The sequence below is a fragment of the Phycicoccus jejuensis genome (assembly GCF_000720925.1).
In the GTDB taxonomy this organism is placed as follows: domain Bacteria; phylum Actinomycetota; class Actinomycetes; order Actinomycetales; family Dermatophilaceae; genus Phycicoccus; species Phycicoccus jejuensis.
On the sequence record NZ_JOEE01000008.1, the window covers coordinates 35,872 to 52,876 of the forward strand.

Below are 17,005 nucleotides of genomic sequence, written 5' to 3' on the forward strand. Positions count from 1 at the left end.
ATCCTGCCCGCCGCAGCAGCGGTGGGCGGACCCGTCAGGTGAGCAGCAGACCGAGCACATAGAGCCCGGCGACGACGAGCGCCGCCGCGAGCTCGATGCCCATGCTCTGGGCGACGGCCACGACGGCGTGCTTCGTGCGCGTCCACGCCTCCGCACGGGAGGCGCCCCGGCCGGTCTCGACGAGCCAGATACCGAGCACGAACCCGATGAGCGCCCCGATGACCGGGACGACGAAGAACCCGACGACCGCGAGGACGAGGGCCAGCGCCAGGGTCGAGGTGCGCACGCCCTGCGCCTTCATCCGCCGCCCGGGGACGAGGTACTGCAGCACGCGGCCGGCGACGGCGACGAGGACGGCGAGGGTCAGCAGGACCCATGCGGTGGGGGTGTGCGTGACGACGGCCCAGACGGCCACGCCCGCCACGACGAGGAGGGTGCCGGGCAGCGCCGGGACGACGATCCCGACGAGCCCGAGCAGGATGAGGAGCGGGGGCAGGACGAGCCAGATGTCATCCACCGGCGCGTCCACGGTGAGGGGTGCTGCGGGTGGGGTCAGTCGCCGACGACGGGCTGGCGCTCGGTCAGCCGCTCGCTCTCGTCGATGATGTCGGCCTTGTCCACGAGGGCCGGCACGTGCTCACGGCCGTGGTGGGCGCAGAACAGGAGCTCTCCGCCGGCGTGGAGGCGGGCGCGGATGTACGCCTGGGCCCCGCAGCGGTCGCACCGGTCCGCGGCGGTCAGGGTGGGTGCCAGTGCGGCGTTCACGTCGGCCTCCTCGGCTCGTCCGGGTCAGTGCTAGGTGTTCGGTCCACCGACCCTGTGTGGATCGGCAGGCGTTGCAACAGTCAAGCACGCCGTTTGCTTCCCGGGGCGGAGGGGGTGTCGAACTGACCGGGCGGTGTCGAGATCGTGACCTTTCGACCGACCCCCCGGACGCGTCGGCACCGGGCCCTGCGGTGCGCCTGTCGGGGGCCGTCGGGGCCGCCGGATACCCTGCGGACGTGCCTGCGACCGCTGCCAAGAAGACCGCGACGAGCAAGTCCGCGACCGAGTACACCGCCCACCACCTCCAGGTCCTCGAGGGCCTCGAGGCGGTGCGCAAGCGTCCCGGCATGTACATCGGGTCCACCGACTCCCGCGGCCTCATGCACTGCCTGTGGGAGATCATCGACAACGCGGTCGACGAGGCCCTCGGCGGCTTCTGCGACCGGGTCGAGGTCATCCTCCACGGCGACGGCTCGGTCGAGGTCCGCGACAACGGCCGCGGCGTCCCCGTCGACATCGAGCCGCGCACCGGCCTGACCGGCGTCGAGCTCGTCTACACGCGCCTGCACGCGGGCGGCAAGTTCGGCGGCGGCTCGTACACGGCCTCAGGAGGCCTCCACGGCGTCGGCGCCTCCGTCGTCAACGCCCTCTCCTCCCGGCTCGACGTCGAGGTCGACCGCGCCGGCAAGACCTACGCGATGAGCTTCCGCCGCGGCGAGCCGGGTGTCTTCTCCGACGTCGCCGGCGCCCAGGGCCGCAAGGACCCCGAGCACGGGTTCACCCCCTACACCGCCACGAGCGACCTCGAGGTCGTCGGCAAGCCGAAGCGCGGGGTCACCGGCACGCGGGTGCGCTACTGGGCCGACCGGCAGATCTTCCTCAAGGACGCCGGGCTCGACCTCGAGGGCCTGCTGGGGCGCGCCCGGCAGACCTCCTTCCTCGTCCCCGGCCTGACCATCGTCGTCCGCGACGAGCGGGGCGAGGAGCCGACGGAGGAGGTCTTCCTCCACGACGGCGGCATCTCCGAGTTCTGCGAGTACCTCGCCGCCGACGCCCCGGTCACCGACGTCTGGCGCCTCCAGGGCACCGGCACCTTCACCGAGACCGTGCCCGTCCTCGACGCCGCCGGCCACATGACCCCGACCGACGTCGAGCGCGAGTGCGTCGTCGACGTCGCGGTGCGCTGGGGCAGCGGCTACGACACGACGCTGCGCTCCTTCGTCAACATCATCGCCACGCCGAAGGGCGGCACCCACGTCGCGGGCTTCGAGCAGTCGCTGCTCAAGGTGCTGCGCAAGCAGGTGGAGGCCAACGCCCGCCGGCTCAAGGCGGGCACCGACAAGCTCGAGAAGGACGACGCGCTCGCCGGCCTCACCGCCGTCGTCACCGTCCGCCTCGCCGAGCCGCAGTTCGAGGGCCAGACCAAGGAGGTCCTCGGCACGGCCGCGGTCCGCCAGATCGTCTCGCGCGTCGTCGAGCGCGAGCTCACCGCGCTGCTCACCGAGACCAAGCGCCCCACCAAGCAGCAGGCCGCGACCCTCCTCGAGAAGGTCGTCGCCGAGATGAAGTCGCGGATCAGCGCGCGGATGCACAAGGAGACCCAGCGCCGGAAGACCGCGCTGGAGTCGTCCTCGCTCCCGGCCAAGCTCGCCGACTGCCGCAGCAGCGACCCCGAGCACACCGAGCTGTTCATCGTCGAGGGCGACAGCGCGCTCGGCACCGCGAAGCTCGCCCGCAGCAGCGACCACCAGGCCCTCCTGCCGATCCGCGGCAAGATCCTCAACGTCCAGAAGGCCTCGGTCACCGACATGCTCGGCAACGCCGAGTGCGCCTCGATCATCCAGGTCATCGGCGCCGGCTCCGGGCGCACCTTCGACCTCGAGTCGGCGCGCTACGGCAAGGTCATCATCATGACCGACGCCGACGTCGACGGCGCCCACATCCGGACCCTCCTGCTCACCCTCTTCTTCCGCTACATGCGGCCGCTCGTCGAGGCCGGCCGGGTCTTCGCCGCGGTGCCGCCGCTGCACCGCATCGAGGTCGTCAACCCCGGCAGCAAGGCCAACGAGGTCATCTACACCTACTCCGAGGCCGAGATGCGCCGGACGATGGCCTCGCTCGCCAAGCGCGGCAGGAAGACCAAGCCGCTCCAGCGCTACAAGGGCCTCGGCGAGATGGACGCCGACCAGCTCGCGGAGACGACGATGGACCCCGCCCACCGCACGCTGCGCAAGGTGACCCTCGGCGACCTCGACACCGCTGGCAAGGTCTTCGAGCTGCTCATGGGTGGCGAGGTCGGGCCGCGCAAGGACTTCATCATCGAGAGCGCCGGCGCGCTCGACCGCGAGCGCATCGACGCCTGAGCGGGGTCGCCACGCCCCGCGCCACCCTCGACGCGACCACGGCGCTCCCGCGCGCCCTGTTGCCGCTGCCCCGACGCTGGGCCATGGTGGGCGGACCGACGCCGGACCGGAGGCGTCCCGCAGAGGGGACCGACGATGAACACCGAGGTGGAGCAGGGCCGGGTCGCGGGCGAGGAGCCCACGGAGCTCAAGCGGGTGATGGGGCCGAAGCTGCTCCTGCTGTTCATCGTCGGGGACATCCTCGGCACCGGCGTCTACGCGCTGACCGGCGAGGTCGCCGCGGAGGTCGGCGGCGCGGCGTGGGTGCCCTTCCTCGTCGCGTTCGTCATCGCGACGATCACCGCGTTCTCCTACCTCGAGCTCGTGACGAAGTACCCGCAGGCCGCGGGCGCCGCCCTGTACACGCACAAGGCGTTCGGGCTGCACTTCGTCACCTTCATCGTCGCCTTCACCGTCATGTGCTCCGGCATCACGAGCGCGTCGACGGCCTCGCGGGCCTTCGCGGCGAACTTCGCCAAGGGCTTCGGTCTCGACAGCGGCAACGCGACGCTCGTCATGGCGATCGCGCTGCTGTTCATGGGCCTGGTCGCCCTCGTCAACTTCCGCGGCGTGGGGGAGTCGGTCAAGGCGAACATCGTCCTCACCTGCGTGGAGCTCTCCGGCCTCCTGCTCGTCATCATGGTCGGCTTCTACGCCCTGGTCGCCGGCCGCACCGACTTCAGCCGGACGGTCGTCTTCGACAGCCCCGGCGACAAGAACGCCTTCCTCGCCGTCACGGCCGCCACCTCGCTCGCGTTCTTCGCGATGGTGGGCTTCGAGGACTCGGTCAACATGGCCGAGGAGACCAAGGACCCGGTCCGCAACTTCCCGAAGATGATGCTCACCGGCCTCGGCATCACCGGCGCCATCTACGTCCTCGTCGCGCTCTTCGCCGTCGCGATCGTCCCGGTCGGTGAGCTGTCGAGCGGTGACACCCCGCTGGTCACCGTCGTCGAGACCGCGGCACCGGACATCCCCATCTCGACCCTGCTGCCGTTCATCTCGATGTTCGCCGTCGCCAACTCGGCCCTCATCAACATGCTCATGGCGAGCCGCCTGCTCTACGGCATGGCCCGCCAGGAGGTCCTGCCGCCGTTCCTCGGGAAGGTGCACCGCGGCCGGCAGACCCCGTGGGCGGCCATCCTCTTCACGACGGCCATCGCCGTCGGGCTCATCGTCGTCGTGACGCAGAACGCGGAGGGCCAGGTCATCTCGGCGCTCGGCGGCACCACGGCGCTGCTGCTGCTCGGCGTCTTCACGATCGTCAACGTGTGCGTGCTCGTCCTGCGCCGGGACCGGATCGACCGGGAACACTTCGTCGCGCCGACCGTCCTGCCGGTGATCGGCGCGGCGCTCTGCGCGTTCTTCGTCGGCCCGTGGACCGGCCGCGACGGGCTGCAGTACCAGATCGCCGGGTGGCTGCTCGCGATCGGTGTCGTGCTCTGGGCGGTCACCTGGTTCGCCAACCGGGCCATCCGCGGCAAGAAGACCTACCTGCGCGACCCCGAGGACCTCGCGGAGTCCGAGGGCACCGTCAACTGACGGGCACGGGTCCGGTCGACTCGCGCACGACGAGCTCGGTCGGCATGACGACCTGCTCGAGGGCCGGCTCCTCGCCGGTCAGCGCACGCAGGAGCAGGACCGCGGCCTCGCGGCCCTGGGCGGCGACGTCCTGGCGGACGGTCGTCAGGCCGAGGACGCCGGAGAGCACGTAGTCGTCGATCCCGATGACCGAGAGGTCCTCCGGGACACGCAGGCCGCCCTTGCGGGCGCTCTCGCGCACACCGATGGCCATCTCGTCCGAGGCGGCGACGACGGCGGTCGGGCGCTCGGGGCGGGAGAGCAGGACCGCGCTGTCGCGGGCGGCGGCCTCGGCGGTCCAGTCCGAGCCGAGGATCCAGTCCTCGACGACCTCGAGGCCGGCCTCGGCCATCGTCGCGCGGAAGGCCGTCAGGCGGTCCTGCGGCGTCTGGACGTGCGCGACGTTGCGCGGGACGTCGCCGATGTAGCCGATCCGGCGGTGCCCGAGGGAGATGAGGTGCTCGACGGCGGTGCGCATCGTCGCGCCGTCGTCGATGCGCACGCAGGCGCGGCCGGGGACCGCGGAGCCGATGGCGACGAGGGGGAGGCCGAGCCGGTCGACGAGGTCGACCTCCTCCTGCTCCATCGGCACGTTGAGGGTGATGACGCCGTCGACCCGCTTCCAGAGCATGTTCTGGGTCAGCGGGAGGCGCTGGTCGTAGCTGTCGTCCTCGAGGTCGAAGAGGATCGCGTGGTGACCGTGCGAGCGCAGCTCCTTCTCGATGGCGCTCACGAGGGTCGCGAAGAACCAGCGGGTGAGGAACGGCGCGACGACGGCGACGACCCTGGTCCGCCCGGAGGCGAGGGACGTCGCCGTCGGCGACGCGACGTAGTGCAGCTCCTCGGCGACCTCGAGGACCCGCTGCCGGGTCTCGGGGGAGACCCGGTCCAGGCCCCGGAGCGCGCGGGAGACCGTGGCCACGGAGACCCCGGCCGCCCGCGCGACGTCCGTGATGGTGCTGATGACGAGACCTCTTCCCGGTGGTCCGGCCGCGCTCAGCCCTTGAGCCCGCCCGCGAGCAGGCCGCGGACGAAGAAGCGCTGGAGGGCGAGGAACACCGCGACGGGGACGACCATCGAGATGAACGCACCGGCCGAGAGGATGTACCAGGCGCTGCCGCGTGACCCGGACAGCTCCGCGACGCGCACGGTGACCGGCGCGACGTCCGGTGTGCCGCCGAGGAACACGAGCGAGACGAGCAGGTCGTTCCAGACCCAGAGGAACTGGAAGATGCCGAACGCCGCGAGGGCCGGGGTGAGGAGCGGCAGGAGGATCTTGAAGAAGATCGTCACGTGCCCCGCGCCGTCGACCCGGGCGGCCTCCATGAGCTCGCCGGGCAGCTCCTTCATGAAGTTGTGGATGAGGAACGTCGCCAGAGGTAGCGCGAAGATCGTGTGCGACAACCAGACGCTCCAGTAGGACGCGCCGAACCCGAGCTTGTTGACGTAGATGTCGAGCAGCGGGATGAGCGCGACCTGCAGCGGCACGATCTGCAGCGCGAAGACGGCGACGAAGAGCCAGTCCCGCCCCGGGAACGGCATCCACGCGAAGGCGTAGGCCGCGAGCGAGGCGAGGAAGATCGGCAGGAGCACCGCCGGGACGGTGATGACGATCGTGTTGATGAAGTACTGGCTGAAGCTCGAGGTGCTGCTCGGCGCGAGCGCCTGGCGGTAGTTCTCGAGCGTGAAGTCACCCGGGTTGCTGAAGGCCGTCCACCAGCCGGTGCGCTGGATGTCGATCTGCCGGCGGAACGAGGTGACGAGCAGGCCGATCGTCGGGAGGGTCCACAGGACCGCGATGACGACGGCGACGAGGGAGGCCCAGGGCGAGGAGATCGCCTTGGCCGCGTTGCCGGCGGCGGACTTCTTGCGGCGCTTGCCGGTGACGGTGACGCCGCTCTCGGTGGTGACGGACTCTGGCGTGGCGGCGGGCTGGAGAGTGCTCACGGCTCAGGCCTCCTTCCGCATCTGCACGATGTTGTAGGTGACGATCGGGACGACGAGGATGAAGAGCAGGACCGCGAGCGCGGCGCCGAGACCCGGTGCGTTGTAGCGGAAGCTCTGGTTGTAGAACTCGTTGGCCACGACCGAGGTGTCGAACTGGCCGGCCGTCATGGTCCGGACGATGTCGAAGACCTTGAGCGTGCCGATGCCGATCGTCGTGAGGACGACGACGAGGGCGGAGCGGATGCTCGGCAGCGTGATGAACCGGAACATCCGGAAGCCGGAGACGCCGTCGAGGCGGGCGGCCTCGATGATGTCGTCGGGGATGGCCTTGATCGCGGCCGAGAGCACGGTCATCGCGAAGCCGGCCTGGATCCAGACCATGACGACGATGAGCATGAGGGTGTTGAGCGGGGCGTCGAGGAGGAACTGCTGGGTCTCGAAGCCCAGCGCCTTGAGGACGCCGTTGAGCAGTCCGATCTGCGGCCGCTCGGTCTGCTTGTACTGGTAGACGAACTTCCAGATGATGCCGGCGCCGACCATCGAGATGGCCATCGGCAGGAAGATCAGGGCCTTCGCGAACGCCTCGCCGCGGGCGCGGTCGATGAGGATCGCGTAGAGCAGGCCGATCGCCGTCGCGAGGAACGGGACGAGGACCACCCAGAGGGCGGTGTTGCGCAGCACCGTCAGCAGCTCGGGCTGGGTGAACATCTGCACGTAGTTGTCGAGCGAGAAGCCGGCCTCGCCGGAGCGTCCGCGCAGCGACTGGATGATCGTGAGGATCGCCGGGTAGAGCAGGCCGACGGCCAGGAGGAAGATCGCGGGGAGGGCGAAGAGGAAGCCCTGGACCTTCTCTCCCTCGCGGCCCTTGAACAGCGAGGCGAGGAAGAGGACGAGGCCGAAGATCGCGGCGAACAGCAGGACCGCGAAGGCCATGAGGAGGAACTTGCCGCCGGTGCTCTCGGCACGCAGCAGGGGTTCGGGGAGGATACCGACCGGGAGGGCCTGCACCACGCTGGACACCATCACGACCGCCTTTCGGGGTGTCTCGGAAAGGGGGAGCCGGGGTGGGGCGGGAACGCCCACCCCACCCCGGCTCGTGGACCTGTGGTCAGGTCAGGACTTCGGCCAGGACTGCTCGATGTAGTCCAGCGTGGACGCGTCGTCCTTGCCGGTGATCCAGTCGGTCATGCCCTTCCAGAAGGTGCCCGCACCCACGGCGCCCGGCATGAGGTCGGAGCCGTCGAAGCGGAAGGTGGCGTTCGCGTCGGTCAGCTGCTCGGCCGACAGCTTGTCGACCGGGTTCTTCAGCAGCGAGGCGTCGGCGTTCTTGTTGGCGGTGACACAGCCACCGGAGCCGCAGGTCTTGGCCCGCTCGTTGGCCCACTCGACCGAGGAGAGGTAGGTCTGGAAGGCCTTGACCTCGGGACGGTCGGCGAAGGCGGCGACGAACTCGCCACCACCGAGGACCGGGCGGTCCTCCGCGGTCTTCGACGGCAGGTAGAAGGCCCAGACGTCGCCGTCCTCGGCGACCTTGGTGCCCTCGGGCCAGTTGGCCGCGTAGAACGAGGCCTGGCGGTGCATGTAGCAGGAGCCGTCGAGGATCGGCTGGCCCGCGTCCTGGAAGGACGTCGAGGCGATCGTCTTGACGTCACCGAAGCCACCGTTGACGTAGGCCGGGTTCTTGAGGATCTTGCCGACCTCGGCGAGGGCCGTGGCGACCGACGGGTCGTTGAAGGGGATCTCGTGCTTGACCCACTTGTCGTAGGTCTCCGGGCCCGCCGTGCGGAGCATGACGTCCTCGACCCAGTCCGTCGCCGGCCAGCCGGTGGCGTCGCCGGACTCGATGCCCGCGCACCACGGCTTGGCGTCCGGGTTGTCCTTGGAGATCTTGTCGGTCAGGGCGAGGAGCTCGTCCCAGGTCTTCGGGATCTGGTAGCCCTTGTCGGCGAAGGCCGACGGGGAGTACCAGACGAAGGACTTGACGTTGGCGCCGAGGGCGGCGGCGTAGAACGTGCCGTCGACGGTGCCGTACTCCTTGAAGTCGGGCATGTTCTTGTCGACGTTGGCGACGACCTCGGCCGGGGCCGGCTTGACGGCGCCGGTGGCGACCATCGTCTTGAGCAGACCGGGCTGCGGCAGGTACGCGATGTCGGGGGCGTTGCCACCCTTGACGCGGACCGGGAGCTGGGCTTCGAACTCCTTGGAGCCTTCGTACTTGATGGTGACGCCGGTGCACTCCTCGAACGGCTTGTAGGAGGCGATGTGCGGCCCATCCTCGGGCGCGGTGATCGAGGTGTAGACGGTGACCGTCTTGCCCTTGAGGTCGCCGAACGCCGTGTAGGGCGCGCAGTCGATGCTGCTGGTGCCACCGCTGCTCGCGGTGTCGCCGGAACCACCGTCGCTGCCGGAGCCGCAGGCCGTGGCGCTGAGGGCCACCGCCAGGACTCCGGAGAACGCCAGGGCGCGGCGCGTCGAGATGAGGGCCATTGCCCGCCTCCATTTCACTGGGTCGCACCGAGGCGGGATGCCTCGGCGGTGAGGGGAACCGGGAGTAACGTAAAAGCGTTTACACATGCGGGTCAACGCCCTGTCGAGCGTGTGCGGTAACGATTACGTAACACGGCCGTCGCCCGGGTGGCCATCCGGCCGCCCCCGCGGTCCCACCAGCCCCTGCATTTCGGGGTCACCCCGAAATGTCCACGGGACAAGGGAACCGAGCCGGGGTCCCGCGGACGAAGCCTTGTGTCGGGCCGGCGCGGGGCCCGGATGCCTCAGCGGACGGGTGCGCCGATGCCCGCGACGACCGTCGGGTGCGGCGCGCCGGAGCCGTCGCGCTTCCCGCTCGCGGCGGGCAGCTCGAGCGCGACGCCGCCGGCACCCGACGCGCGGGCCGGCAGCGCGCCGACCCAGGCGAGCACGAGCGTGTCCTCGCCGCGCAGGAACCGGTGCGCGCGCACGCCGCCGGTCGCCCGACCCTTGGCCGGGTACTCGGTGTACGGCGCGACCTTGAGCGAGCCCGGCTGGGTGCCCGGCAGCGCGTCCGAGGAGCCGGACGAGGTGACGACGACGTTCTCGGCGGCCGGGTCGACCGCGCCGAAGAAGACCGCGGACGCCTTGGGGGAGAGGCGGATCCCTGCCATGCCTCCGGCGGCGCGACCCTGCGGCCGGACGGACGAGGCGGGGAAGCGCAGCAGCTGCGCGTCGCTCGAGACGAACACGAGGTCCTCGGCGCCGTCGCGCAGCTCGACCGCGCCGACGACCGCGTCGCCGTCCTTGAGGGAGACGACCTCCCAGTCGGGGCTCTTCGGGTACTCGGGCACGACGCGCTTGACGACGCCCTGCGCCGTGCCGAGCGCGAGGCCCGGGCCGTCGGGGTCGAGCGAGACGATGGTCAGCGGCTCCTCGCCGCGCGGCAGGTCGACGTACACGGCGAGCGGCGCACCCCCGGAGAGGCTGGGGGAGCCGCCGAGCGGCGGCAGCGCCGGCAGCTCGAGCGCGGACATCCGCACCATCCGGCCACGGGAGGTGACGAGTGCGAACTCGCCTCTCGCGGTGGTGCGCACGGCCCCGATGATCGCGTCGTGCTTGGCGCGCGGACCGTCCGCCGGGATCGGCTCGGCGGAGGAGGTGCGGGCGAGCAGGCCGGTGGAGGAGAGGAGGACCCAGCACGGGTCGTCGCTCACCTCGAGCGGCGTGGTCTGCGTGAGCGGCGTGCCGGCCGACTCCAAGAGCACGGTGCGGCGGGGTGTGCCGTGGGCCTTGGCGACGTCGGCGAGCTCGCCGGAGACGGTGCGGCGCAACAGCTTCTCGTCGGCGAGGATGGCCTCGAGCTCCTCGATGAGGCGCTTGAGCTCGTCGCGCTCGGCCTCGAGCTCGATGCGCGAGAACTTCGTGAGCCGGCGCAGCTGGAGCTCGAGGATGTACTCGGCCTGCACCTCGGAGAGGTCGAAGACGTCGATGAGGCGGGTGCGCGCGGCGGCGGCGTCGTCGCTGCCGCGGATCAGCTGGATGACCTCGTCGATGTCGAGGATCGCCACGAGCAGGCCCTCGACGAGGTGGAGCCGGTCCTTGCGCTTGCCGAGCCGGAACTCGGTGCGCCGGCGCACGACGTCGGTGCGGAACTGCACGTAGACGCGCAGCAGCTCCTTGAGCCCGAGGGTCTGCGGCTGGCCGTCGACGAGCGCGACGTTGTTGATGCCGAAGGAGTCCTCCATCGGCGTGTGCTTGTAGAGCTGCTCGAGGACGGCCTCGGGGTTGAAGCCGTTCTTGACCTCGAAGACCAGCCTCAGGCCGTTCTTGCGGTCGGTGAGGTCCTTGACGTCGGAGATGCCCTGGAGCTTCTTGGCCTGGACGAGGACCTTGACCCGCTCGATGACCTTCTCGGGGCCGACGAGGTAGGGCAGCTCGGTGACGACGATGCCCATCCGGCGGGGGGTGAGCTTCTCGACGCGGGCGGTGGCGCGAGTGAGGAACTTGCCGCGGCCGGTGAGGTAGGCGTCGCGGATGCCGTCGAGGCCGACGATCCGGCCGCCGCCGGGCAGGTCGGGGCCGGGGACGAACTTCATGAGGTCGTCGAGCGAGCAGTCGGGGTGGTCCAGGAGGTGGCGCGCGGCGCCGATGACCTCGACGAGGTTGTGCGGCGCCATGTTCGTCGCCATGCCGACGGCGATGCCGCTGGTGCCGTTGACGAGGAGGTTCGGGTAGGCCGCGGGCAGGACGCCGGGCTGCTCGAGGGAGTCGTCGTAGTTGGGGACGAAGTCGACGGTCTGCTCGTCGAGGCCGGTGACCATGAGCCGCGCGGCGGGGGCCATCCGGGCCTCGGTGTACCGGGAGGCGGCCGGGCCGTCGTCGAGGGAGCCGAAGTTGCCGTGGCCGTCGACGAGCGGCAGCCGCATCGTCCACGGCTGGGCCTGGCGCACGAGGGCGTCGTAGATCGCCTGGTCGCCGTGGGGGTGGTACTTGCCCATGACCTCGCCGACGACACGGGAGGACTTGACGTGCGGGCGCTCCGGGCGCAGGCCGAGCTCGGACATCCCGTAGAGGATGCGCCGCTGGACCGGCTTGAGCCCGTCGCGGGCGTCGGGCAGCGCGCGGGAGTAGATGACGCTGTAGGAGTACTCGAGGAACGCGGTGCGCATCTCCTCCTCGACGTCGATGTCGACGACGGTGCCGAGGGAGTCCTCGGGGGGAGGCGGGGGAGTCGTGCGCTTGGCCATGGGGTGGCGGCCGTCCTCGTGCTCGTGCGGTGCGCCGGGGTCAGGACCCGGCAGGGGGCGACCCCATCCTCACAAACGCCCCCGGCGGGGTCGTCACGACACTCCGAACCGGCCCCGGTGCAGCACCTCGTCGACCCCGCGGCGGCGGCGCGTGCGGGCCGACCCGGACACCCGCTCGGCCTCGTGGCCCAGGGCGACGACCCCGACGAGCCGGCGCCCGGCGGGCACGTCGAAGGCCGCCAGGACCTCGTCGTGGCGCTCGGCGGGCACGCCGAAGAACAGCGCCCCGAGCCCGCGGTCGACCGCGCCGAGCAGCACGAGCATCACCGCCATCGCCGTGTCGGTGTCCCAGTAGGGGACGGGCCAGCGAGCCGGGTCGCGGTCGGTCCACCCCTTGTCGGGCTCGGCGTAGCGGTCGAGGTAGGCGTCGGGATCGGACAGGCACAGCAGCAGGACCGGCGCGGCCGAGACGCCTCTCAGCCAGGCGTCGGGCGCGCCCGGGCCGGACGCCGCGGCCCAGTAGCGCTCGCGGTCGGCCGCGTCGGTCAGCGCGACGAAGTCCCATCCCTGGCTGAAGCCCGCGCTCGGCGCCCGGACGGCGAGCGCCACGAGGTCGCGGACCACCGCCTCCGGCACCGGCGCGTCGGGGTCGAACCGTCGGACCATGCGCCGCCGTCGGACGGCCTCGTCGAGCTCCACCCGGACAGTGTGCCCGTCACGCGCGGGCCGTCCGCGGGTGGCAGGATGGAGGCATGGCGGAGGCGACGCTCCCCCCGGGCTACCCCATCGCGTGGGAGGCCGACGTGGTGCTCCGCGACGGCACGGTGGCCAGCGTCCGGCCGATCCGCCCCGCCGACGGCGACGCCCTGCGGCGGTTCCACAACGCGCAGTCCGACGAGTCGATCTACCTGCGCTTCTTCGCGCCGCTGCGCCGCCTCTCGGACGCCGACGTCCACCGCTTCACGCACGTCGACTACACCGACCGCGTCGCGCTCGTCGTGACGATGCGCGAGGAGATCATCGGCGTCGGGCGCTTCGACCGGCTCGACGCCCGCAGCGCCGAGGTCGCGTTCAACATCAGCGACCACTACCAGGGCAAGGGCATCGGGTCGGTGCTGCTCGAGCACCTCGCGGCCATCGCCCGCGACGTCGGCATCGCCCGGTTCACCGCCGAGGTGCTGCCGCAGAACCGCAAGATGCTCGCCGTCTTCTCCGACGCCGGCTACGAGGTGGCGCGTCGGGTCGAGGACGGCGTCGTCGAGGTCGGCTTCGACATCGAGCCCACCGACCGCTCGCGCGCCGTCGAGATGAGCCGCGAGCACCGGGCGGAGGCGCAGAGCCTGCACTCGGTGCTCACCCCGGACACCATCGCCGTCGTCGGCGCGAGCCGGCGCACCGACACCTTCGGCGGGCAGCTGCTCGACCGTCTCCTGGAGTCGGGGTTCGCCGGGCGCGTCGTGCCGGTCAACCCGAGCTCGAAGAAGGTGCGCCGGCTGACCTGCTACCCGACCGTGCGCGACGTGCCCGGGACGGTCGACCTCGCCATCGTCGCGGTGCCCGCCGAGGCGGTGCTCGACGTCGTCGACGACTGCGCGGAGGTGGGCGTCAAGGCGCTGCTCGTCGTGTCCGCGGGCTTCGCCGAGGACGGCCCCGAGGGGGCCGCGCGGCAGGCCGAGCTCGTGCGGCGCGCCCGCGGCGCCGGGATGCGCGTCATCGGCCCGAACTCCTTCGGCATCATCAACAACGACCCCGAGGTCCGGCTCAACGCCACCCTCGCGCCGACGCTGCCGCCACCGGGTCGGCTGGGGCTCTTCGCGCAGTCGGGGGCGCTCGGGATCGCCGTGCTCGCGTCGGCCGCCCGGCGCAACCTCGGCATCTCGACCTTCGGCTCGGCCGGCAACCGGGCCGACGTGTCCGGCAACGACTTCATGCAGTACTGGATCGACGACGCGTCCACCGACGCGGTCGGCCTGTACCTGGAGTCGATGGGCAACCCGCGCAAGTTCTCGCGGATCGCGCGCAAGCTCGCGCTCATCAAGCCGGTCATCGTCGTCAAGTCCGGCGTCTCACGCTTCGGGGTGCCGCCGGGGCACGAGGTGCGCGAGACCAAGGCGCGCCCCGAGGTCTTCCGGGCGATGCTCAACCAGGCCGGCGTCATCCGCGTCGAGAACGTCCACCAGCTCTTCGACGTCGGGCAGCTCGTCGTGCACCAGCCGCTGCCGGCGGGCGACCGCGTGGCCGTCGTCGGCAACTCCGCCGCCCTCGGGGCGCTGACCGGCGACGCCTGCGCCAGCTGGGGGCTGACCGTGGCGCACGGGCCGGTCAGCCTGCCGAGTGAGGCCTCGGCCGAGGACTTCCACGCCGCCCTGCGCCGCGCCTTCGAGGACCCCGGGGTCGACTCGGTCGTCTCGTGCTTCATCCCGCCGCTTGCGACCGGTGACGCCGACGTCGCCGCGGCCGTGCGCGCGGCGGCTGCCGACTCCGACAAGCCGTGCGTCGCCACCTTCCTCGGCCTGCGCGGCGTCGACGACCGCGGCTCGGTGACGGGCACCGGCGGTGAGGTGCGGGCCATTCCGGTCTACGCGATGCCGGAGGACGCCGTGCGCGCGCTCGCCGCCGCGACCCGGTACGGGCAGTGGCGGGCCCGCGACCACGGCACCCCGGTCGCGCCGGTCGGCATCAACCGACGCGTCGCGGAGGACGTCGTCGAGACGGTCCTGTCGGTGCACCCGAACGGCCGACGCCTGACCCACGACGAGGCCACCGCCCTGCTGTCGGCGTACGGGGTCGACCTCTGGGGGCAGCAGGAGGTCGCGACCGTCGAGGACGCCGTCGCCGCCGCCGAACGCGTGGGCTACCCGGTCGTCCTCAAGTCCGTCGCCCCGATGGTGCGCCACCAGGGCGGCTCGGGCGGCGTGCGCGTCGACCTCGACGGCGAGCGCTCGCTGCGCGCCGCCTGGGCCTCGCTCAGCGAGCGGCTCGCCCCGCTCCAGGCCGACCGCTTCGTCGTCCAGCGGATGGCCAGCCAGGGCGTCGCGTGCGTCGTCTCCTCCGACGAGGACCCGCTCTTCGGCCCGGTCATCGGCTTCTCGGTGGCCGGCCTGCCGACCGAGCTGCTCGGCGACGTCGCGTACCGCATCCCGCCGCTCACCGACGTGACCGTCTCCGAGCTCATCTCGTCGGTGAAGGCCGCGCCGGTGCTCCACGGCTACCGCGGGCAGACCCCCGTCCACCGCGCAGCGCTCGCGGACCTCATCGCCCGCATCTCCGTCCTCGCCGACGACATGCCCGAGATCGCCTCGCTCGTCCTCAACCCGGTCAACGCCCACCCCGGCGGGGTCGAGGTGCTGGGGGCCGAGATCTCCGTCGCGCCGGCGCCGCGCCGCATCGACCCGGGTCGCCGCTCGCTGACCTGAGGCGCGTCAGCCCGCGCGGGCCTGCGCGACGAGGTCGCGCCAGGTGAGCGTGGCCGTGCTCGTGCTCGACGCGGTGCCCACCGGCGACCCCCAGCGCAGCCGCCAGTCGGCCCGGTCCCCCTTGGAGTCGAAGACGTTGACGTGGTGCGCACCGTTGGCCGCGGCGTAGGCGACGGCGTCGCGGAGCGCTCGCGACTTCCGCGCGGGGTCCCGGACGTCCTCGAGGTAGCCGAGCTCGCTGACCGACCAGGGCGTGCCGTGGCGGGCGGCGAAGTCGCGGACGAACGACATGAGGTACTCGGGGCGCCGCCAGTCGACGCCGTCTGTGTAGCCCGCTGGGCAGCACGCGGTCTGCGTCGCGTGCGGGAGGGCGTACACGTCGGCCGAGACGAGGTCGACGTGGCCGCCGTCGCGGGCGTCCGTGGGCCACCAGTCGTCCGGGGTGCTGCTCCACATCCCCTTGAACGTGATGTTCATGAGGACGAGGGCGACCATCCGCTGCCCGCCGTCGGCGGCGTCCTGCTCGTCGACGATCCGCTTGAGGGCGAGCAGGCCGGCGCGGTACTGCGCGGCGTCGAAGAGACCGGCGCCGTAGTTCTCGGGCTCGTGGTAGACGGTGAGGACGATGTCCTTCGGGGTCGTCGCCACGAACGAGCGGACCTGCTCGACCACGGGGTCGGAGGGTGTCGAGAGCCGCTGGGGGAGGACCCGGAACGAGTACTCGAACCGCGCCCCCGGATGGGCCCGGTGGGCCGGGGTGTCCTGCCAGCGCGCGTAGCCGAAGCCGGAGTCGAACTCGCGGTACATGTCGACCGGCCCGACGGCCGCGTCGAACCACGGCCAGCTGCTCGAGGCGGCGCCGAGGAGCAGGCGGTCGGTGGGCGGGCCGTCGCCCGGCCCGCCGTCGCCCGGCAGCAGCAGCAGGGTCCATGCCAAGGCGGTCGTGGCGGGCGTCGAGGTGGCCGACGCACCGGCCAGCGGCCCGCTCGGCACGTCCGCGCGGTCGACCAGCAGCGCCGAGAAGCGCCCGCTGCCGGTCCCGATGGCCGTGTCCCGGGTCGTCGCCGAGGCCGGTCCGTCCCACCCCGTCGTCGTCGAGGACCGGTCGGCCCAGTACGAGACGGCCGTCTCGCCGCCGCCGGCCTGCACCGAGGGTGCGGGGTGCGAGGGTGACGCCGAGGTCTCGACGGAGCCGACCGCGGTGACCGTCCCGTCCGCAGCGACGCCGCGCCAGACGCCGAGGGTGAGGACCGCCTTGGCGTAGGTCGTGGTGTCGAACCGCACCCGGGCCCCGGCCTCGCCGCCCCCCGCCGTGCGCCGGTAGACCGTGGACGTGACGGAGGCGGTGCCGGTCGTCGCGACGGTCGTCCAGCCCGAGAGCCCCGTCGGCCCCGTCCACCGGACGCTCGTGGCCCGCGTGAGGACGAGCAGCATCGTGTCGCCGGCCCGGGTGCCCGCGGGGACGACGACCTCCTTGGCGCGCTGGGCCTGCGGCGCCGAGTGCGACGCGCCGACGAACGTCACGCCGGTGGCGGCCTCCGCCCGCCCGGGGACGAGGAACGAGGCCAGGAGCGCGACGAGCACGCCGAGCACCGCCGGACCGCGACGAGCACCCTGTCGGAGCCCCATGGTCACACCTCCCACCCCTGGACCCGCCGGCCCGGCCGACGGTGGATGA

At 71.9% G+C, this 17,005-nt stretch carries 12 protein-coding genes; 3 read left to right on the top strand and 9 right to left on the bottom strand.

The window, feature by feature from the left end; translation table 11 throughout:
* Positions 1-34 precede the first annotated feature (34 nt).
* Positions 35-517: a DUF456 domain-containing protein gene (locus IG69_RS0114925; RefSeq protein ID WP_030528974.1), complete on the bottom strand. Its 483-nt coding sequence runs from the start codon at positions 515-517 to the stop codon at positions 35-37.
* A gap of 35 nt (positions 518-552) precedes the next feature.
* Complete coding sequence (locus IG69_RS0114930) at positions 553-765, bottom strand: DUF7455 domain-containing protein (RefSeq protein ID WP_030528975.1); 213 nt, start codon at positions 763-765, stop codon at positions 553-555.
* Between the two features lie 236 nt (positions 766-1,001).
* On the opposite strand from IG69_RS0114930, the gene IG69_RS0114935 reads away from it, so the two are divergent.
* Together IG69_RS0114935 and IG69_RS0114940 are read left to right on the top strand one after the other, a co-directional pair.
* Entirely contained in the window at positions 1,002-3,128 is a 2,127-nt protein-coding gene (locus IG69_RS0114935) for a DNA gyrase/topoisomerase IV subunit B (RefSeq protein WP_030528976.1), read from the top strand.
* A 135-nt stretch (positions 3,129-3,263) separates the two neighbouring features.
* The gene (locus tag IG69_RS0114940) at positions 3,264-4,709 is read left to right on the top strand and encodes an APC family permease (protein ID WP_030528977.1); all 1,446 of its coding nucleotides are present in this window, start codon (positions 3,264-3,266) and stop codon (positions 4,707-4,709) included.
* Here IG69_RS0114940 and IG69_RS0114945 read toward each other — a convergent pair.
* The 6 genes from IG69_RS0114945 to IG69_RS0114970 all read right to left on the bottom strand — a co-directional run bounded on the left by IG69_RS0114945 (position 4,702) and on the right by IG69_RS0114970 (position 12,610).
* A complete protein-coding gene (locus IG69_RS0114945; protein ID WP_051750657.1) occupies positions 4,702-5,748 on the bottom strand; it encodes a LacI family DNA-binding transcriptional regulator in 1,047 nt (348 codons plus the stop codon). The two genes, IG69_RS0114940 and IG69_RS0114945, sit on opposite strands and share 8 nt — an antisense overlap.
* A complete protein-coding gene (locus tag IG69_RS0114950; protein ID WP_030528978.1) occupies positions 5,745-6,695 on the bottom strand; it encodes a carbohydrate ABC transporter permease in 951 nt (316 codons plus the stop codon). The genes IG69_RS0114945 and IG69_RS0114950 overlap by 4 nt, the downstream gene beginning before the upstream one ends.
* 3 nt (positions 6,696-6,698) lie before the next feature.
* The gene (locus IG69_RS0114955; RefSeq protein WP_084696846.1) at positions 6,699-7,718 is read right to left on the bottom strand and encodes a carbohydrate ABC transporter permease; all 1,020 of its coding nucleotides are present in this window, start codon (positions 7,716-7,718) and stop codon (positions 6,699-6,701) included.
* Between the two features lie 90 nt (positions 7,719-7,808).
* The gene (locus tag IG69_RS0114960; RefSeq protein WP_030528980.1) at positions 7,809-9,182 is read right to left on the bottom strand and encodes an ABC transporter substrate-binding protein; all 1,374 of its coding nucleotides are present in this window, start codon (positions 9,180-9,182) and stop codon (positions 7,809-7,811) included.
* Positions 9,183-9,466: 284 nt separating this feature from the next.
* Positions 9,467-11,911: a DNA gyrase/topoisomerase IV subunit A gene (locus IG69_RS0114965; RefSeq protein ID WP_030528981.1), complete on the bottom strand. Its 2,445-nt coding sequence runs from the start codon at positions 11,909-11,911 to the stop codon at positions 9,467-9,469.
* Between the two features lie 93 nt (positions 11,912-12,004).
* A complete protein-coding gene (locus IG69_RS0114970) occupies positions 12,005-12,610 on the bottom strand; it encodes a nitroreductase family protein (protein WP_030528982.1) in 606 nt (201 codons plus the stop codon).
* Positions 12,611-12,663: 53 nt separating this feature from the next.
* On the opposite strand from IG69_RS0114970, the gene IG69_RS0114975 reads away from it, so the two are divergent.
* A complete protein-coding gene (locus IG69_RS0114975; protein WP_030528983.1) occupies positions 12,664-15,327 on the top strand; it encodes a bifunctional acetate--CoA ligase family protein/GNAT family N-acetyltransferase in 2,664 nt (887 codons plus the stop codon).
* Positions 15,328-15,333: 6 nt separating this feature from the next.
* On the opposite strand, the gene IG69_RS0114980 is transcribed toward IG69_RS0114975, so the two are convergent.
* Positions 15,334-16,956, bottom strand: a complete 1,623-nt coding sequence (locus IG69_RS0114980) for a hypothetical protein (RefSeq protein WP_157577640.1) — start codon at positions 16,954-16,956, stop codon at positions 15,334-15,336.
* Positions 16,957-17,005: the final 49 nt, after the last annotated feature.